The organism is Aeromonas sp. BIGb0445, assembly GCF_024809075.1.
In the GTDB taxonomy this organism is placed as follows: Bacteria; Pseudomonadota; Gammaproteobacteria; order Enterobacterales; family Aeromonadaceae; genus Aeromonas; species Aeromonas rivuli.
The window spans coordinates 205,542-221,606 of sequence record NZ_JANUES010000002.1 but is presented as its reverse complement, the minus strand read 5'-3'; the positions used below and the strand labels follow the sequence as shown (position 1 = coordinate 221,606).

General features: G+C 51.4%; 17 protein-coding genes and 1 pseudogene. 6 read left to right on the top strand and 12 right to left on the bottom strand.

Annotation, left to right across the window (positions count from 1 at the left end):
* Positions 1–118: 118 nt before the first annotated feature.
* Entirely contained in the window at positions 119–1,057 is a 939-nt protein-coding gene (locus tag M2367_RS04770) for an AraC family transcriptional regulator (RefSeq protein ID WP_396021338.1), read from the bottom strand.
* 392 nt (positions 1,058–1,449) lie between these two features.
* On the opposite strand from M2367_RS04770, the gene M2367_RS04765 reads away from it, so the two are divergent.
* The 4 genes and pseudogenes from M2367_RS04765 to M2367_RS04755 all read left to right on the top strand — a co-directional run.
* The gene (locus M2367_RS04765) at positions 1,450–2,658 is read left to right on the top strand and encodes a phage integrase central domain-containing protein (protein ID WP_259235979.1); all 1,209 of its coding nucleotides are present in this window, start codon (positions 1,450–1,452) and stop codon (positions 2,656–2,658) included.
* Positions 2,659–3,098: 440 nt separating this feature from the next.
* Positions 3,099–3,284, top strand: a complete 186-nt coding sequence (locus M2367_RS20470) for a YceK/YidQ family lipoprotein (RefSeq protein ID WP_404972854.1) — start codon at positions 3,099–3,101, stop codon at positions 3,282–3,284.
* A 270-nt stretch (positions 3,285–3,554) separates the two neighbouring features.
* A protein-coding gene (locus M2367_RS04760; RefSeq protein ID WP_259235978.1) for an IS3 family transposase occupies positions 3,555–4,642 on the top strand; the annotation gives its coding sequence in 2 pieces (ribosomal slippage) (positions 3,555–3,807 and positions 3,807–4,642; 1,089 coding nt in all).
* Between the two features lie 40 nt (positions 4,643–4,682).
* A pseudogene (locus M2367_RS04755) lies at positions 4,683–5,141 on the top strand (integrase core domain-containing protein); the annotation flags it as partial.
* A gap of 83 nt (positions 5,142–5,224) precedes the next feature.
* Here the strand turns inward: M2367_RS04755 and M2367_RS04750 are convergent.
* A complete protein-coding gene (locus M2367_RS04750) occupies positions 5,225–5,953 on the bottom strand; it encodes an SDR family NAD(P)-dependent oxidoreductase (protein WP_259235977.1) in 729 nt (242 codons plus the stop codon).
* Positions 5,950–7,074: a patatin-like phospholipase family protein gene (locus tag M2367_RS04745; RefSeq protein ID WP_259235976.1), complete on the bottom strand. Its 1,125-nt coding sequence runs from the start codon at positions 7,072–7,074 to the stop codon at positions 5,950–5,952. Before M2367_RS04745 ends, M2367_RS04750 begins: the two co-directional genes overlap by 4 nt.
* 15 nt (positions 7,075–7,089) lie before the next feature.
* Here M2367_RS04745 and M2367_RS04740 point away from each other — a divergent pair, with 15 nt between their 5' ends.
* Together M2367_RS04740 and M2367_RS04735 are read left to right on the top strand one after the other, a co-directional pair.
* Positions 7,090–8,244: a phosphatase PAP2 family protein gene (locus tag M2367_RS04740; RefSeq protein ID WP_259235975.1), complete on the top strand. Its 1,155-nt coding sequence runs from the start codon at positions 7,090–7,092 to the stop codon at positions 8,242–8,244.
* Positions 8,245–8,262: 18 nt separating this feature from the next.
* The gene (locus tag M2367_RS04735; RefSeq protein ID WP_259235974.1) at positions 8,263–8,877 is read left to right on the top strand and encodes a CDP-alcohol phosphatidyltransferase family protein; all 615 of its coding nucleotides are present in this window, start codon (positions 8,263–8,265) and stop codon (positions 8,875–8,877) included.
* On the opposite strand, the gene M2367_RS04730 is transcribed toward M2367_RS04735, so the two are convergent.
* From M2367_RS04730 to M2367_RS04695, 9 genes are all read right to left on the bottom strand, one after another.
* The gene (locus M2367_RS04730) at positions 8,828–10,618 is read right to left on the bottom strand and encodes a bifunctional alpha/beta hydrolase/class I SAM-dependent methyltransferase (protein WP_259235973.1); all 1,791 of its coding nucleotides are present in this window, start codon (positions 10,616–10,618) and stop codon (positions 8,828–8,830) included. The two genes, M2367_RS04735 and M2367_RS04730, sit on opposite strands and share 50 nt — an antisense overlap.
* Positions 10,619–10,631: 13 nt before the next feature.
* On the bottom strand, positions 10,632–11,510 hold the full coding sequence (locus M2367_RS04725; RefSeq protein ID WP_259235972.1) for a phosphatidate cytidylyltransferase: 879 nt from the start codon (positions 11,508–11,510) through the stop codon (positions 10,632–10,634).
* A 138-nt stretch (positions 11,511–11,648) separates the two neighbouring features.
* The gene (locus M2367_RS04720) at positions 11,649–11,987 is read right to left on the bottom strand and encodes a hypothetical protein (RefSeq protein WP_259235971.1); all 339 of its coding nucleotides are present in this window, start codon (positions 11,985–11,987) and stop codon (positions 11,649–11,651) included.
* Positions 11,988–12,264: 277 nt separating this feature from the next.
* Positions 12,265–12,486 carry a DUF2809 domain-containing protein gene (locus M2367_RS20465; RefSeq protein ID WP_404972853.1) on the bottom strand — a complete coding sequence of 74 codons (222 nt, stop codon included), beginning with the start codon at positions 12,484–12,486 and terminating at the stop codon, positions 12,265–12,267.
* A 12-nt stretch (positions 12,487–12,498) separates the two neighbouring features.
* Positions 12,499–12,675, bottom strand: coding sequence for a hypothetical protein (locus M2367_RS04715; RefSeq protein ID WP_259235970.1), 177 nt, complete (start codon positions 12,673–12,675; stop codon positions 12,499–12,501).
* Positions 12,672–14,375 carry a DUF2235 domain-containing protein gene (locus M2367_RS04710; protein ID WP_259235969.1) on the bottom strand — a complete coding sequence of 568 codons (1,704 nt, stop codon included), beginning with the start codon at positions 14,373–14,375 and terminating at the stop codon, positions 12,672–12,674. Before M2367_RS04710 ends, M2367_RS04715 begins: the two co-directional genes overlap by 4 nt.
* Positions 14,376–14,377: 2 nt before the next feature.
* Positions 14,378–14,896, bottom strand: coding sequence for a hypothetical protein (locus tag M2367_RS04705; RefSeq protein ID WP_259235968.1), 519 nt, complete (start codon positions 14,894–14,896; stop codon positions 14,378–14,380).
* A gap of 121 nt (positions 14,897–15,017) precedes the next feature.
* Positions 15,018–15,494, bottom strand: coding sequence for a DUF3304 domain-containing protein (locus tag M2367_RS04700; RefSeq protein ID WP_259235967.1), 477 nt, complete (start codon positions 15,492–15,494; stop codon positions 15,018–15,020).
* Positions 15,495–15,509: 15 nt separating this feature from the next.
* Entirely contained in the window at positions 15,510–15,986 is a 477-nt protein-coding gene (locus M2367_RS04695) for a hypothetical protein (RefSeq protein ID WP_259235966.1), read from the bottom strand.
* Positions 15,987–16,065 lie beyond the last annotated feature (79 nt).

Genomic DNA, 16,065 nt, shown 5'->3' with positions numbered 1-16,065 from the left:
GTTGGACAAGGGGCAAAGTGCTGCCAGCCATGGCGGCACCGGATCGAGATCCCGGCGGCCAGTGCCAGGTTTGCAGGATCAGGGCCGCTCCTCTGGGCTATGAGCTATGGGCTATGGGCTATGACAAGGGGACAATGGGCAGCCAGTAGCTCATAGAGGCCTCTGGTGCCTTGCCCTGATAGTTGGCGGGATAGACCTCCAGCTCCAGGCCATCCAGACCCCGATAACCGGACTGGGGTAACCACTGCTCGATAAACCAGCTCAAGGTGTGTGGCAACAGGGCGATGGGCCCGCGATGGGTGACCACCCCATAGGTCTGGCTCGGCACCCGCAGCAACTCGGCACCCGCCAATATGAGGGGCTCATCCGGTTGCGATTCAGGCAGCTCAATCCCGGCCCAGTAAGGGAAACGGTGCGCCTCATCCTGATGGACACGCAGATCGCTCACCCCAAGCAGGGGCTCGCCGTGCAACTGCTCTCCCCCAGGCAGGGCCTGTACCCTTTGCCAGATGGCGGGTACTTGTTGTTGAAAATCGGGCTGCTCGGCAAAGAGGCCACGGATCTCGCCACGCAGTCCCAGCAACCTGAAGGCAGGCCGCGTCTCGACTCGCACTTGCAGCCACTTGCCCTCCCCCAGACCCCGCGGCCCCAGCTGACTGATGGGCTGGCGCAGCCCGACCCTGACCCCCCGCTTGCGATAGGCGAGTGGCGAGCAACCAAACTGCTGCTTGAAGGCGCGACTGAAACTCACCTCCGAGTCATAACCGTGGCGCAGGGCCAGATCCAGTATCCGATCCCGACCGCCAAGCAAGGCGACAGCGGCCTGACTCAACTTGAGTTCGCGCACATAAGCCGCCACCGTCAGGCCTGTCTCACTCTGGAAAACCCGTTGCAACTGCCAGCGTGACCAGCAGCTGAGCGCCGCCAGCTCGGTCACCGAAAGCGGCTCATCCAGGTGCTGATGAATATGACTCAGCACCCGTTCTATGCGGGTGAAATGCGCAGGCTCACTGGGAGTCTGGCCGCAGGGGGCTGTGGGATGAGCGAGATCTGGCATGGCGTCTGCCCTGACAACAAGGGGGGTCAGTGTGGCATATTCCCCAAGGGCGGGTACAGGATCATCAAGGCGTGGCGGCCCTGGCAATCGAGGCAATCGAGGCAATCGAGGCAATCGAGGCAATCGAGGCAATCGAGGCAAGGAGCCAAACATCTGCAGGAACCAGAAAGCAAAAAGCCCGACCTGAGTCGGGCTTTTCAATATGGCGGTGAGGGAGACCGCCTGAATTAAGTCCAGCCAAAACCAGTTACATCCTAAATATCCAATTGCAATCAGCACCTTACAGAAAAAACCGTCCAACATCGTCCGACTGTAAATGACTCTATCCCGTATTAAATGGCACAATGGATGGCATAGTCCATGGCATGCCACATTCTCAAGGAATCTTCCTTATGGCACTTCTTACCGATACTAAAGCACGTAATCTCAAGCCAGATGACAAAGCGATTGCACATGGTGGCGTAACAGGCCTTGCACTTCATCCGTCAACGGCGAAAGGCCGTGGCAACTGGGTGCTTCGTTATGTCAGCCCTGTGACCGGAAAACGCCGAAATGCAGGGCTTGGCTCCTACCCCGAGATATCCATAGCCGATGCCACCAAGCAAGGACAGAAGATGCGAGAGCAACTCGCCAATGGCCTTGACCCACTCGAACTCAAACGTGCTGAAGAGAGTAAACCCTCTATCCCAACTTTCGAGGCGGCTGCTCGAGAAGTTCACTCCAAACTGCTACCTGGATGGAAAAATCCCAAACACGGCAAACAGTGGATCTCGACGCTCGAGCAGTATGCATTCCCCATTATTGGCCAATACGCAATCTCTGCCATCACTCCTGCACAGATCGCTGAGGTCTTAATGCCGATCTGGTTGGAGATCCCTGAAACTGCCAGCCGAGTGAAACAACGGCTGCATGCGGTCATGGCTTGGGCCTGGGCGCATGGTCATTGCCAAGCAAACCCGGTCGATGTGGTAAATCACTTACTCCCACTACAACCCAGTAAAGCCGTGCGTACAGAGCATCAGCCAGCCATGCCCTGGCGTGATATTCCAACCTTTGTTCAGCAGCATCTGCTGACAGTAGAGCGTTACGATGTGACCCGCTTAATGCTGGAGTTCTTGATCCTGACGGCTTGCCGCTCAGGTGAAGTTCGAGCAATGAAATGGTCAGAGGTAGATCTGGAAGCAAAGATTTGGGCCTTGCCAGCAGAACGAATGAAGGCCAGACAAATGCATCGCGTCCCGTTATCTCTTCGAGCTGTCGAGATCCTGATGGGATTGCAGGGGTTGCATGAAAAATTGGTTTTCCCTTCGCCACGCGATCAAGTCCCCCTATCAGATATGGTTCTAACGACATTTTTGCGTCGGGTAAAAGCGCCAAGCTCTACTCCTGGCCGTCTGGCAACGGCACATGGCTTTCGTTCCAGCTTTCGGGATTGGTGCAGCGAGCAGGGTTATGCACGGGATCTCGCTGAACGAGCGTTAGCCCATACAGTACAAAACAAGGTAGAAGCTGCATACCACCGTACCGACTTGCTAGACCAACGTCGACCTATGATGGATACATGGGCGCAGTTTGTGGCTGGTGATTTGCCAACTGAATAGAAGGAAGCGGCCATTTGGCCGCTTCCTTCTATGTTCTTTTTTTTACGAGCCAGATATCAAAGAGTATTTACATGAGGTGCGAGGCCCCTATGCAACAACATAGTCAAAAAGCACACAACAGCGCAGTGTAGGGCCAGTTCTTGTACGCGGACAGTTCTATCTGGATTAGATCTAATCGCCTGTACTAAAATGCCCACTTTCTCAAACTGAACACTTCGAATAAAACCAGATATGGTTCTGGTGAACAGGCAAGTAGGCCGGAGCGAAGTAATGCAGTTTTTCACAAATAAAATATGGGCTTTTATGCGTTTATTGATTTGGTTGGCCATTTGTTTGTCTCTCACGGGATGCGCAACAATAACATCAAGAATGGGAAAAGATTCAACTTGGGCCACCCTTACTCCAGTGTCTAGACCGCGGTGGATAATGGTGAAGAGTGCATGGTTATATCTACGTTAGCAGCCCCCCCTTTGCTACTATTTACCATCCCGTTGACACTAGTGGATATAGGGAGCTCACTGCTCGTGGATACTGTCATGCTGCCTGCAGACCTAGTAATCACTCCCAACAATTCCAAGCTCAGTACACCGCGCCCTATGCTCTGCCGTTATGACTACAAGATTTGAGCGTGAATACGCCCAACAAAAAACTGCTTGGTAGTTTTTGTTGGGCGCCAGTTCGCCCCGACGAGACAATTCCACTACCGTGAAGCTGTATTCTTTGGGGTCCACCTGGAGACCATCACTTCTGCCTCATTTAACGTCCAATCCGATAGGTCACTTCTGCTATATGGTTACCTCGTGCACGAATCCGGCCGCTTCCTTCGGTAATCCCCCCGAAAATCCGGGGTGCTCATAAGTAGAATTTTCTCGTATCTTGCACGCAGGAGGTTCTACATGAAAACATCACGCTTTAGCGATGCCCAAATCATCGCCATCCTCAACCAGGCCGAAGCAGGTTCACCCGTCCCCGAGCTATGCCGCGAGCATGGCATCAGCAGCGCCACCTTCTACAAGTGGCGCGCCAAGTTCGGCGGCATGGACGCCTCCCTCATGGCCCGTCTCAAGGACTTGGAAGAGGAAAATCGCCGTCTCAAGAAGATGTATGCCGAGGAGCGCCTCAAAGCCGACATCCTCCAGGAGGCCATGGCAAAAAAGTGGTGACGCCATCTACCCGACGCGAGATGGCCACCCAGGCCGTTGCTCACTGCGCCATCTCCATCCGGCTCGCCTGCCGGGTGTTCGGGGTCAGCGAAGGCTGCTATCGCTACCAACCGGTACTGGCCGAAGAGAACCAGCTCATCGCCGACTGGCTGCTGCGCATCACGGCCAGCCAGCGCAACTGGGGCTTCGGGCTCTGCTTTCTCTATCTGCGCAACGTCAAAGGGTTTGGCTGGAACCACAAGCGGGTATACCGGATTTATCGGGAACTGGAGCTCAACCTGCGGATAAAACCCAGGAAACGGCTGGTGCGTGAAAAACCGGCAGCGTTGGCAGTGCCTGAAAAACCCAATACCTGCTGGTCGATGGACTTTATGCACGACCAGCTCAGCGATGGCCGCTCGGTGCGGTTGTTCAATGTGATAGATGATTTTAACCGGGAAGCGTTATGTATCGAGGTGGATTTTTCGCTCCCCGCCTCGCGGGTCAAACGGGCATTGGAGCAGGTGATAGCGTGGCGTGGCAAACCTGCGGCCATCCGCTGTGATAACGGTCCGGAATACATCAGCGAGGAGCTCAAACGCTGGGCGAAGCAGCATAACATCGCGCTGAGTTACATCCAGCCAGGCAATCCGCAGCAGAATGCCTATATCGAACGGTTCAACCGCACCGTGAGATATGACTGGCTGGGGCATTACCTGTTTGAGTCGTTGGGTGAATTGCAGGAATTTGCCACGCAATGGCAATGGGTTTATAACCATGAGCGGCCCAATATGGCGCTGGGTGGCTACACGCCAAAGCAGCATCTGGCGCGGGCCGCCTGACCTCTACTTTTGAATGCCCCTGAATATGGGGGGATTACCGATGGACTTTATGCACGACCAGCTCAGCGATGGCCGCTCGGTGCGGTTGTTCAATGTGATAGATGATTTTAACCGGGAAGCGTTATGTATCGAGGTGGATTTTTCGCTCCCCGCCTCGCGGGTCAAACGGGCATTGGAGCAGGTGATAGCGTGGCGTGGCAAACCTGCGGCCATCCGCTGTGATAACGGTCCGGAATACATCAGCGAGGAGCTCAAACGCTGGGCGAAGCAGCATAACATCGCGCTGAGTTACATCCAGCCAGGCAATCCGCAGCAGAATGCCTATATCGAACGGTTCAACCGCACCGTGAGATATGACTGGCTGGGGCATTACCTGTTTGAGTCGTTGGGTGAATTGCAGGAATTTGCCACGCAATGGCAATGGGTTTATAACCATGAGCGGCCCAATATGGCGCTGGGTGGCTACACGCCAAAGCAGCATCTGGCGCGGGCCGCCTGACCTCTACTTTTGAATGCCCCTGAATATGGGGGGATTACCCTTCTATGTTGTTTTTTTAGCTGCCCCAGTGAGGTCCTATTTCTTTAACGAGAACGGAATCGCTGCAGCCATTTAGGTAATAGGCAAAAAATCTTCACCATGAGATGTAGCTGCCAGGGAAATATGTATATTGTCACCTTCCGCTTGATCGCCGAAGCCATAAGTTCAACCGCTTTATTCTCACTTAGTAAAAAAGGCTTATGTTCGGCACAACCTGCGTTAAGTTCCCTCAAACGCAAGGTATCGACATACCCCGGCATCAATGTCGTCACGGTGATGCCCCTTCGCGATAGTCCAATCCGGTAAGCATCACTGATGGCAATCGTTGCTCGCTTACTTGCCGCATATATCGAGATCCCTGGATAGTCCGGCAGCAAGCCAGCTATCGATGCCACTACAACTAACTGACCAGGCCCAAACTCAACAGCAAGTTCGAACGCATTACTAACGCCTTGAATATTGGTTGCAAGTAACGCATCAACTAAAGAGCTGTCTTTCGCTTGCTCGGCACTAACATACTGCCCAGCTGTCACGATGACGATATCGAGTCCTGCAGGCTCTTCCTTGGTAAACTGCTCCATCGCATGCGACAGCATCACCCGCTCTCTGATATCTGCTTTATAGATGTATACTCGCTCATTAGACTGTAATTGATGACCCGCCAACCGGTCCGGATGTCGACCACACAGAGCTACTTTTGCGCCTTCACTCGCATAATGTTTGCCGAGAGCCAACCCTATACCGCTTGTTCCCCCGATGATCATCACCTTCATTTTTTACTCCAGTTATGACGGTTACATACTCGCGGACGAATCAAATTGGCTTGTTTCTGTTCATAACCTTCCATTCCGCGCGAAAAACCGTACTGCCACTGTCTCTCGACAATGGAAACATACTCGTCATAAGAGGGAGGGCTTACCATAACTCGATTAACCAATAACTGCGCTCTCTTAATAAGACTGGGGGGAATGGCATGTTCCATGTCACTTGTGTCGATACGTACGTCCAGCAGTTGGTCATGGACATGGCGCAGCCGCTCATTGCCATCAAATCCAAAGACAGCTCGGAGAGCAGGGCTCGCCATATAGCGACTAAACGGCGGCTTGAGCTCCATCGTCACGTCATGAGCCAAAGCTCGGGCCAACTCTAACGGGTAGAGATCGATCACTCCGCCGCAGTAATGATGTGCCCCATATGGCTGACAGGGAGTATAAAAAATGTCCGCCAACGATATGCGCACTGCGTCTGCAACTGGCACTCCTGTCATCACTTCTACTTCGGTGGCTATCGCTGACTGACGCCTGTCTTTACTGCTCACAGGAGATGACACATTGTCTAACAGTCCTCGGATACGCTCATTACCAAACAGCACTTCGGTAAAAAGGGGTCTACCATTTCGGAGCGAACCAATCTCGCACCGTTCATACAGCAGGCGCCCACCAACAATGGCTATTGCGGGACCATCCTGAGAGGGTGGAGGCAAGGGAATTGTGGGGGGGAAATCGACTAAATAATCTGAGTAAAGATCCGGTATTCGTGTTACCCCCTTCAGCTTGGTATAGCAAGCCATATAGCGAGATAAGGCTTTGAGCAGTTGTGGAAAAAGTCTCACATGAGGGGCAACCTGCAAGTGATGCAGATAGTCGTACATCTTACGTGATAGAACCCATTGCTTGCGAGTATAGCTATCTGGTAATCCCTGGATGATGGCGCCAGCTATTGCTCCCCCACAACTTGCCAAAAGCAGATCCGGTGCCTTCTGACAAGCTTCAGCTGCAGCATGAATGCCTAGATAATAGGCAAATCGGCTACCACCGCCCGACAGCACTAAACAGCGCTCAAATTTTTGATGATCATTCATAACATGACATAATACATTGATTTTAAACTGCAACAGTCAGGACTTTGGATGAAACGACGATCGCTGGCTCAGCAGCGTGGACTATATATTTTTATCAATGGCCTCTTGTTTGTCTTGTGTTATCCATTGACCAATTATCTGGCTCACCAAGCAGGCGTACAGACCAACGTTCTGATGTCCTTCGAGCCCCTTGCCCCCTTTATCCCCTGGATGATTGTGCCGTATGCGAGTTCCTCACTCCTTCTTGCAGCCAGTTTTTTTATGGTCAATCGACCAACAGAATTACAGACACTCAACCACCGGATGATATTTTGTACCCTACTGGCATGCCTGATTTTTGCAGCCATACCGTTGCATTTTCCCCTTGTTAGACCAGAACCAAGTCAGCCAGCACTCGCAATCAGTTATCGACTACTCGATATGCTAGACCAACCGTACAACCAGCTACCATCGCTGCATGTAGCCTACTGTGTCATGCTATGGCGAACCTTACCAAGATCCTCTTGGCTGACCCTCTGGCTCAGTATGATCACTGTCAGCACCATATTGACTTGGCAACATCTGCTGGCGGATGTCGCTGGGGGTGTCGTGCTCGGTCTGCTTGCTTGCGCGATGGTGCCTCATGTGCAAAATACTCGGCAGATTGTGGCCTGTTACTATCTAACAGCCGCTATTCTGGTGTTATTGTTGTCTTGTGCCATTAACTATATTTGGCTTGGTAGTTACCTTGCCTTATCACTGGCTCTCGTTGCACGAGCTTACATCTTGAACGATACCGGATTTCTGGCCAAGCAAGCCGGACGCCACACGGCATGGATTTGGGGATGCTACTGGCCTTATCTCATCGGATATCGCTTTTGCTGGCAAGTTGTCCACCATTACCGACCCCTGGCGTGGGGAAAAAAATTACCGAGGTTACTCGTTGGACGACGACTCTGTGCATCTGAAGCCAAAGAACTTCCCAGCGGTTGTTCCGTTATCGATCTGAGCCCAGAGCTGAGCGAACCATGCGAGCTTTGGAAAGCCTACTGGCACTTTCCGCTTCTGGACATGTGTGCGCCGACGCCTGCACAACTGCGCCCCCTTCTAGAGCGGCTTCAAATTGAACTTCAGGCCGGTCACACCGTGTATTTACACTGCGCTATGGGCATGAGCCGCAGCCAATTTGTCGCACATCTGTATTTAAAAAAGACCAGCGCCTAATAAAATAAAGAGAACTCCATGAGCATTTCTATCTATCAACTCAAGCCGCGTTTCCAGCAGTTACTAAAACCAAGCCTCTGCTGGCTAAATAACAGGGGTGTCACGCCCAATCAAGTAACCATAGCGGCAATACTACTGTCTATTGGATATGGCGGGGCGTTGACCTTTATACCATGGCATGGATTCTGGCTGGTTCTGCCGCTTATTTTGTTATTGCGAATGGCCCTCAATGCCATTGATGGCATGTTGGCTAACCACTCTGGCAAAAAAAGCAACTTGGGTGCGCTGCTTAATGAAATTGGCGACCAGATCTCCGACCTGGCGCTCTATTTACCGTTTATCGTGTTGCCTGCGATCAATCCGTTGTTACTGCTTGCTACCCTGTTTTGTGCTCAGTTAGCCGAGTTTGCGGGTGTGCTAGCACACAGCCTAAATGTGACACGCCGCTTTGACGGTCCAATGGGGAAAAGCGATAGAGCAGTAGCTTTTTCCCTATTGGCGTTCATGCATTGGTATCAAGCTGAAGCAATCTGGCTTAACATTATTTTGATGTTGGTACTGCTACTTTCTGTGGTGACAATCTTCAACCGTCTGCACAAGGCATTGGTTGCTTCTCGGCCAGCGACACCGTAAATATTCCATCAAGACCAATACTGGTCGTCACTTTATAGCAACCGCATAATGCCACCAAAGCATCTATCTCACCCTGGGGCCGTGGACGCATCTTCCACGCTTCTCCCCTGTGGTTAGTCAGGGTATGGGCGATTGTGTGTAGCTGTGGATGCCAAGGCTGAGCCGTGTAGAGTAATGCTCCAGCCGCACACAGTGACGAGCTAATGCCCAGGAGAGAACGCCGCACCAACGCATTGTCACTAAAGAGTTCATACAACCCAGAGACAATCGCAAGCTGATACCGCCCTTCTTCACCTTCGTAGCTCACAGGATCAAACGCATCGCGTTTCAGATAGCGGATACTCGCACACAAGCCCAACTGCTCGGCTAGTGCCTGTGCTTGATCTAGGTTAAACTGGTTCGCATCGCACAGGGTAACCTCAATCTTCTTGTGCTGAAAACGCTTGAGCGTCTCTAACACATAGCGACCAGAACCCGCTGCAACATCAAGGATCCTAAACGGTTCTTGACCATCATACGCTTCTATTCTCCGCGCCAGCATTTGCTGAAGTTGTATCTTGCGCATCCGGATCCCCCTCCAACCAATGGCATCGAGATAGGCCCGATCAATAATCTTACCGACTCCCCAACGCCCGCTAGCCTGATTACGATAGATGTAATCCAGTGATGCACCTGAATCAAAGCCGTGCTTTAGGCCAATTTTCATACCATCGCTCAAATGACCGAAGCGCCGAAGCATATTTCGTTGTAGAGCAAACCAGTGACGCTGCCAGATATTGTCGCAATACTCTTGTTGCAATAACTGGTAAGCCTCAGCGCTAGCGCCTGCTTGATCCGCCGTCACATAACGCTCCGGTGAGCTGATTTGGGTAGCAAAACACTCCTCGATAAAGCGGCGACTTTCACTAAATGCCATGTCGGTATTCTTTTCATAAAACACGGCATGATGGCAGGTAGGGATCTTCACATATCGTTTGAGTGATGATGAAAGCTGCTCAAAGAACCGCCACTGGGGCTTTTCACTAACGACATAATCTTCGCTCGCTACCAACATTAAAATGGGTGTATCAATAGCGGCGGCATCACTGACAATCCGTTTTGCAGTATCGGCTAACTGCAGCAATATCTTGGCGGAAATTGCCTTGGCAATCAGAGGATCTGCATCATAGGCCAGAGCCTGTTCATGTGAATGGGTCAACATGGACGACCGAATATAGCTCGTCACAAACAAGTCCGGTTTAAAGGCTCTCATCAAGCGAAGCGCTGGTTTGGCAAAGGGCACATAGAGCTTAATGCTAAATGCAGCTGCCGCCATGATGACTCCGCGAATCTGGGGGGCATAATCATGTAACCAAGTGGCCGCCACCACCGCGCCTACACTGTTGGCCACGACCAAAATCTCGTTCTTTGTAAAACCGTACTTACCACAAAGATGACTCACAAACGAATCCAGATCAGCAGTAAGACATGCAAAATCGGGAGCATCGCCACGCTCGCCAGGAGTATACCCATGACCCCGTGCATCGTATGCAAAAACCCAGTCTTCTGGGCGACAGAGCTTGGGTAGTAGCGATCTAATACGGCCAGAATGTTCGTGCCCACGATGCAAAAATACAATCACTCGCGTAGTTGTGACCCGGAGTGATTCATCAGGTGCCCAGGCTCGATAAAACAGGTAGGAGCCATCGTGAGAGCGGAAGCATGTCTCTTGCTCACACCATGTAGTTGATTCATCTTTCATGAGTTCATAGTTCTTAGTAGAAAATGGATAAAATGCCGTAAAAGACCGGCGCGGTCAAAATCAGGCTATCGATGCGATCCAGGATGCCACCATGACCAGGGAGCAAGTTGGAAAAATCTTTAACCCCGATAAAACGCTTGGCAGCAGAAAATATAATGTCCCCTAAAAAACCTGAAAGTGCCAATATAATAGCGATGATAATGAGGAGAAAAGGGCTCCCCAACTCCAACCATAATCCAAGCAACAGTGATACAAACACCGAAGCGCCAATACCACCAAAGAGCCCCCCCCATGTCTTATTAGGACTAATGTTTGGTACAATTTTACGCTTGCCAAATAGTTTACCAAATACAAACTGACCAATATCGTTGAGCGCGGTCAACACAAAAAGAAAAAAAATCCAAGAACGAGCGGCACTTTCTTCGAGAGAGAGGACTGTCAATTGCGTTAGGATTATTCCGCACAATAGCGTGGAGCCGAACAGCATCCAAAGCAGCACTATACGGCTATGAGATACCCATAAAAGCACTCCCAGCGAGCCAATGCCCACTATCAAAAAAAATAAAATTACCGGTTGTACATAGCCGCAGGGAATAATAAAAAGTACCAGAACAGTGGCCTGAACTCGAAAACGATTGGCCAAATCACCTGCATGTAACGCTAACTCCCGAATGCTAAGCATACAGACAAGAATGGCCAATGCAGCCAGTCCAAGCGGATAGAAGAGCAAAGCGCCAGTGACAAATGGAAAGATCCGCCACCATGAATTAATCTGCGCACAAAGCTGCTGGCAATCGTTTTTATTCCTCAGCGGCATGGTGGTTAGTGAAACTAACGCCAGCATACCGTATAGGGTACCCATGGCAATGCCAAGAGGGTAATCAAACATCATAGTCGTGATACCAAGTAGATAATTACATTACATATTTCGTCAAAAGCCTTCATTTATCACAAGGCACCATAAAATCCACATGATAGTGCTCATCATGTCTTACCCAAGGTTTTTTGGTCGAAAATCTTATCTGATTTTTTAACAATTTCCTTTTGCCATTGGCAAAAAATTTTTTTGTAATTCATTATCAAAAACAACGCGCCATATTTTTATATCATGATGTTCAGCTGCTTGCTTCAAAGTCAATAAATGTTCAGCAAGTGCATCAAAATCAATGGTGTATTCCTCAAAGTTACCTTCATCCGTAAACTCTATATTGTAACCCAGCTTATAAAAGACTTCTATTGGAAGAGGAACTGATTTTCCATTTTTGTCGATGACAGGAACGAAGAAATAAACAGACAAACAAACTATTCTGGTTTGTTTTATGTGGCCGAAAGCGCCCACCTGTTGCCCAACCAGTTTCACCATAAACATATTGTTTTTCTGGGGCAGTAATATTTAAGTTTGTGTAAGTATCTAGTACAGTTTTGTATACAGAGCTATGAACATAATTACGCCCCAATGCAGTGCCGATTACACTATAGGCGCTAAAATTACTTCCAGAACTTGGTAGCTGCCATCCATTCATCAACCTTCCTCTATCGGTGTTACCAAAGCAGCGACTTGGTTCTGATGCTTCTCCAGACATTGAAAAAACAATAAAAATTGGACGCATTACTTTCTCTCTTTTAATACACTGTAAAATAAAACATCACCTTGACTTTTCATACCCACAAACAAGCAGATAAAAAACTACAGTGTAGGCTATTAAATCCAACCAATCGAAGTGAGTTCCAATCAAAATTCTTATCGTTTTATTGTTTACCCCTAATAGTTCAACAAGATTGAAATATTCACTTAGCTCAACAAGGTAACTAAAAGCAAGCACAGATAGTGAGACCTTCAAAGTTGATGTGGCGCCTTCCCTGGCCATTAGCCTTGCCTATCAGATGGTCTGTTGCATGTGTTCCCGATAGACCTTCTGCCATTTTGCATGCTCGGCCTTATCGCCTCTGGCCTGCCAAAACTCACTGATGCTCTCGGCCAGGGCGGCAGACATGGCGTGGTCGCCATCGCGGCGACTCACCAAGTACTCAGCCAACCAATTTTGATACTGCTTCACGCTGCAGCCTCCTCATCGTCTTCCACCGTCTCAATGCCACGGGGGACGAAGAAATTGTTGCTGCGGAGCATGGTGTTGGCCTGAGCGTCGAGGGTGGCGTACTTGAGCTCCTGTGAGCTGAAGTCATGCATAAAGTAGTTGAAGAAGGCATCCACCCCCCGTGGCACCCGTTTCGACTTGTTAAAGTGCTGAACGTATTTGGCGGCTTGCACCGTCTTGCTCCAAGCCGCTTGATGCGCCACTATGGCGTCAGCATCTTTGCCAACCTGCTCGAGCCAGCCCCAACGCGCCTTGAGTTCATCGCGTTCACTACCACGCGCCACCTCCAGACGAGCCTCGTAGTCGAACCGCTTTTCCCCCAGCCAGGTGCAGTAACAAGTCATATGCCGCTCGAAACCTGCCGGAGTCGGGTCAAGTCGACCGGCCCACTGCTGGTAATAGTCGCTGAAATCCTGCACTGAGTATCCGGCCAGGTTATCCAGCATGACGAAATAGCTCGCCACGTATGGGTCTTTCTTGTTCAGCGTGCGGAAGTTAGGGAACGGCACCTGAGCCCGACGAGCGGTATCAAACATCTTTCTCAGCGGCACCCGGCAAAGCTCGGCACTGGGTCGCTGCTCGTTGGGCAGCAAGCCCCCAGTAACATCTTCGCTGATGCCAGGGCAGAGCTCCTCCCGCCAACCTGGCTTGAGCGGCCCAAGGGGCAGCAGTGGGCGATAGTCTCGCCGCTCGTGGGCGGCCACCAGATGCAGGGCTCGCTTGACGGCTGAGTGAAGGGGCTTGTCATAGTCAATCACCTTGGCCCCCGCCACCACGCCCAGCGGCACAGCCACCGGGCTCTTGGTGAACAGGCTGGCCCAGTCAGATACCTCGGCCACCGTGTCCCCCATATCGAGCAGGCTACGCCGTGAGCAGTCGAAGAGACCCGCGAAGATCACCTCGACCTTGCTCTCCTCAAAACGGTACTCGTTGCCCACCTTGGTACAGACCGACTCCAGCAGCTCCTCGATAAAGCGGCGGGCCAGCGCCGCCCCCAGATCGGCCCCGAAGACCGACACCTGGATCAACTTGATGGGAAGCTGGTTAAGCTTCTTCACATCAGAAACGGCCAGTTTGAAATTGTTCTTGGCATAATCGACTCTGGCATCCACCCCGGTCATCAGCAGGTCAGCGACCAACGGATTATCCCGGATGGGTGCCACGGCTTCGACCAGTGCTCGCTTGGCCGCATTTTTGGCCGCCGAGACGGATGCCTCGAAACTGCTCTTCAGGGTCAGCATGTCGCCCAGCTTATTGGTCAGAACCTTGCTCCAATCCTCCTTGACGGCGTCAACCACGGTTTCTTTGGCCTGACCTTTCAAATCGTCAAGGTAATCGCCAGCCAACGCCTGTTGCCTTGCATCCAGAATGCTGTCCAGTCGCTCAGCGGTCGTATCGTTGAGCTCTGTGCCCAAGCCGGGAATGTAAACCTTGGCGTATGAATAAGAGGAGGCGAGTGGAGCCTTTATCTCAAGTGGATGGGCTCGAAACAGACGTCCCACATTGGTCAGCCGCTGGATCTCTTCATCGGTGTAGATATTCCGCTTGGTGCCATCGAAGAAGAAACCAATCTGCAACGCCAGCGAACAGGTGCCGATCCCCGCCTGATGGAGGCTCTCTTCTCGATCAACACGGCACTTCAGGTCATCCCTATCCACCATCACTATTTCCTCGTCCGATAGGTATCAACAATGCTATCCAGTTCAACCGGGCAGCTATCGGCCCAGCGAATCATAGGGGTATTGTCAGGCAGCATCAGTACACAAAAATCATCCTGCCCCTTCTCCCGCTTGGGCATGGGCAAAGTGACCGAGTGTTTTTCTGGCCGCAGCCCTTCCTTGTCCAATTGGTCCCGCGTGGTGCTCAGCAACCAGTCAATCTTTACAGTATCACCATCGATCTTATAGGGGCCCGCACGTCCACCCCCGCCAGCACCGAATCCATCAAACGCAAATGTGTTGCTGCCCATCTTGCCATTGACATAGACGTAACTGATGGGGCGGTCGATTACCGACATGAGCACGATAGAGGCCCCGCCATGACGCTCCTGCACCAGAAACGTCCATCCCAGCCAGAGCACCAGCACAATGGCACTCAGCCAGCGTCCCCAGCGAGGCATCAAGTCCCACGCAGCCGTGGCCATGGTGGAGATAAATTGTGTCAGGTTTCTTTCTACGCTCATGCTTGTCTCTTTTGTTCTTCCTGGGCCGAACGCCCCGCCAGCGAGCAACTACTGATGCCCGCCTGATGGAGGCTCTCTTCTCGATCAACACGGCACTTCAGGTCATCCCTATCCACCATCACTATTTCCTCGTCCGATAGGTATCAATCACATCATTCATCACAGGTTCTGCCCAGCCTCCCCATCGCACAATCACCTTGTTGTCGGGCAAAAAGAGGACATGAAAGTTATTCTGCCCTTTTTCCCGTTTGGGCATGGGCAGGATGGTCGAGTGCTTTTCAAATTGGTAGCCTGCTTTTTCTTGCTCCTCGGTCATATCGAGTTCCCAGTCGATCTTCACCTTATCGCCGTCGATCTTATAGGGGCCCGCACTGCCGCCCCCGCCTGCACTGAATCCGTCAAACGCAAAGGTGTTGCTCCCCATCTTGCCATTGACGTAGACGTAACTGATTGGGCGGTCGATTACCGAATGGACCACGATAGAGGCCCCGCCATGTCGCTCCTGCAACAGAAACGTCCATCCCAGCCAGAGCACCAGTGCAATGGCACTCAGCCAGCGCCCCCAGCGTGGCATCAAGTCCCAGGCCGTATTTATCATGGAAAGCCCCATGAACTAGTCATGATGTGCTCTTGCCCTATACCAGTTGATCACCTCGCCGACTCGCCGCAATTCATTATTTTTCAACATGGCGAACACGCACAAAAAGGCGGCTGCACGCAACAGTTCGCACAGGGCGCGAAATATAAACTCGGCAATATAGATCAACTTTATTTTGGGGTCATGAAGGTTCACCCAGCTATCGATGCATTCCTGATATTTCAAGTCCAAGGTGTCGGCCTGCTCCTGAATATCGGCACAGACCTCTTGGCTCTCTGCCTGCTTTCTTGCCTGCTGAAACCCATAGCCAGAAAGGGCGGAGCTAATATAGGTACTCTCTAGCAATAGAAATAGTGCAGCCAGAGCGATCGCAACGTATGCACTGCGCCCCCTTGCCATCAGCCATAGACTGAGGATGAAGAAGGTGGCATAGAGCCAGCTTTCCCACGACCAGTTGTCTGGCCTCAAAGCCCATAAAATCTCATTGAACATGGGGCCTCCTTTTTAGCAGGACCAGCGACCCCATGACGATCACCATAAGGGTCACCCATTGGTAAATACTTTGACTCAG

Bases quoted from the DNA above. Each gene is read 5' to 3' on its own strand.
- M2367_RS04770 (WP_396021338.1), bottom strand. From the start codon at position 1,057: ATGCCAGATCTCGCTCATCCCACAGCCCCCTGCGGCCAGACTCCCAGT.
- M2367_RS04765 (WP_259235979.1), top strand. From the start codon at position 1,450: ATGGCACTTCTTACCGATACTAAAGCACGTAATCTCAAGCCAGATGAC.
- M2367_RS20470 (WP_404972854.1), top strand. From the start codon at position 3,099: ATGGTTATATCTACGTTAGCAGCCCCCCCTTTGCTACTATTTACCATC.
- M2367_RS04750 (WP_259235977.1), bottom strand. From the start codon at position 5,953: ATGAAGGTGATGATCATCGGGGGAACAAGCGGTATAGGGTTGGCTCTC.
- M2367_RS04740 (WP_259235975.1), top strand. From the start codon at position 7,090: ATGAAACGACGATCGCTGGCTCAGCAGCGTGGACTATATATTTTTATC.
- M2367_RS04735 (WP_259235974.1), top strand. From the start codon at position 8,263: ATGAGCATTTCTATCTATCAACTCAAGCCGCGTTTCCAGCAGTTACTA.
- M2367_RS04730 (WP_259235973.1), bottom strand. From the start codon at position 10,618: ATGAAAGATGAATCAACTACATGGTGTGAGCAAGAGACATGCTTCCGC.
- M2367_RS04725 (WP_259235972.1), bottom strand. From the start codon at position 11,510: ATGATGTTTGATTACCCTCTTGGCATTGCCATGGGTACCCTATACGGT.
- M2367_RS04720 (WP_259235971.1), bottom strand. From the start codon at position 11,987: ATGTTTATGGTGAAACTGGTTGGGCAACAGGTGGGCGCTTTCGGCCAC.
- M2367_RS20465 (WP_404972853.1), bottom strand. From the start codon at position 12,486: ATGGCCAGGGAAGGCGCCACATCAACTTTGAAGGTCTCACTATCTGTG.
- M2367_RS04710 (WP_259235969.1), bottom strand. From the start codon at position 14,375: ATGGTGGATAGGGATGACCTGAAGTGCCGTGTTGATCGAGAAGAGAGC.
- M2367_RS04705 (WP_259235968.1), bottom strand. From the start codon at position 14,896: ATGAGCGTAGAAAGAAACCTGACACAATTTATCTCCACCATGGCCACG.
- M2367_RS04700 (WP_259235967.1), bottom strand. From the start codon at position 15,494: ATGATAAATACGGCCTGGGACTTGATGCCACGCTGGGGGCGCTGGCTG.
- M2367_RS04695 (WP_259235966.1), bottom strand. From the start codon at position 15,986: ATGTTCAATGAGATTTTATGGGCTTTGAGGCCAGACAACTGGTCGTGG.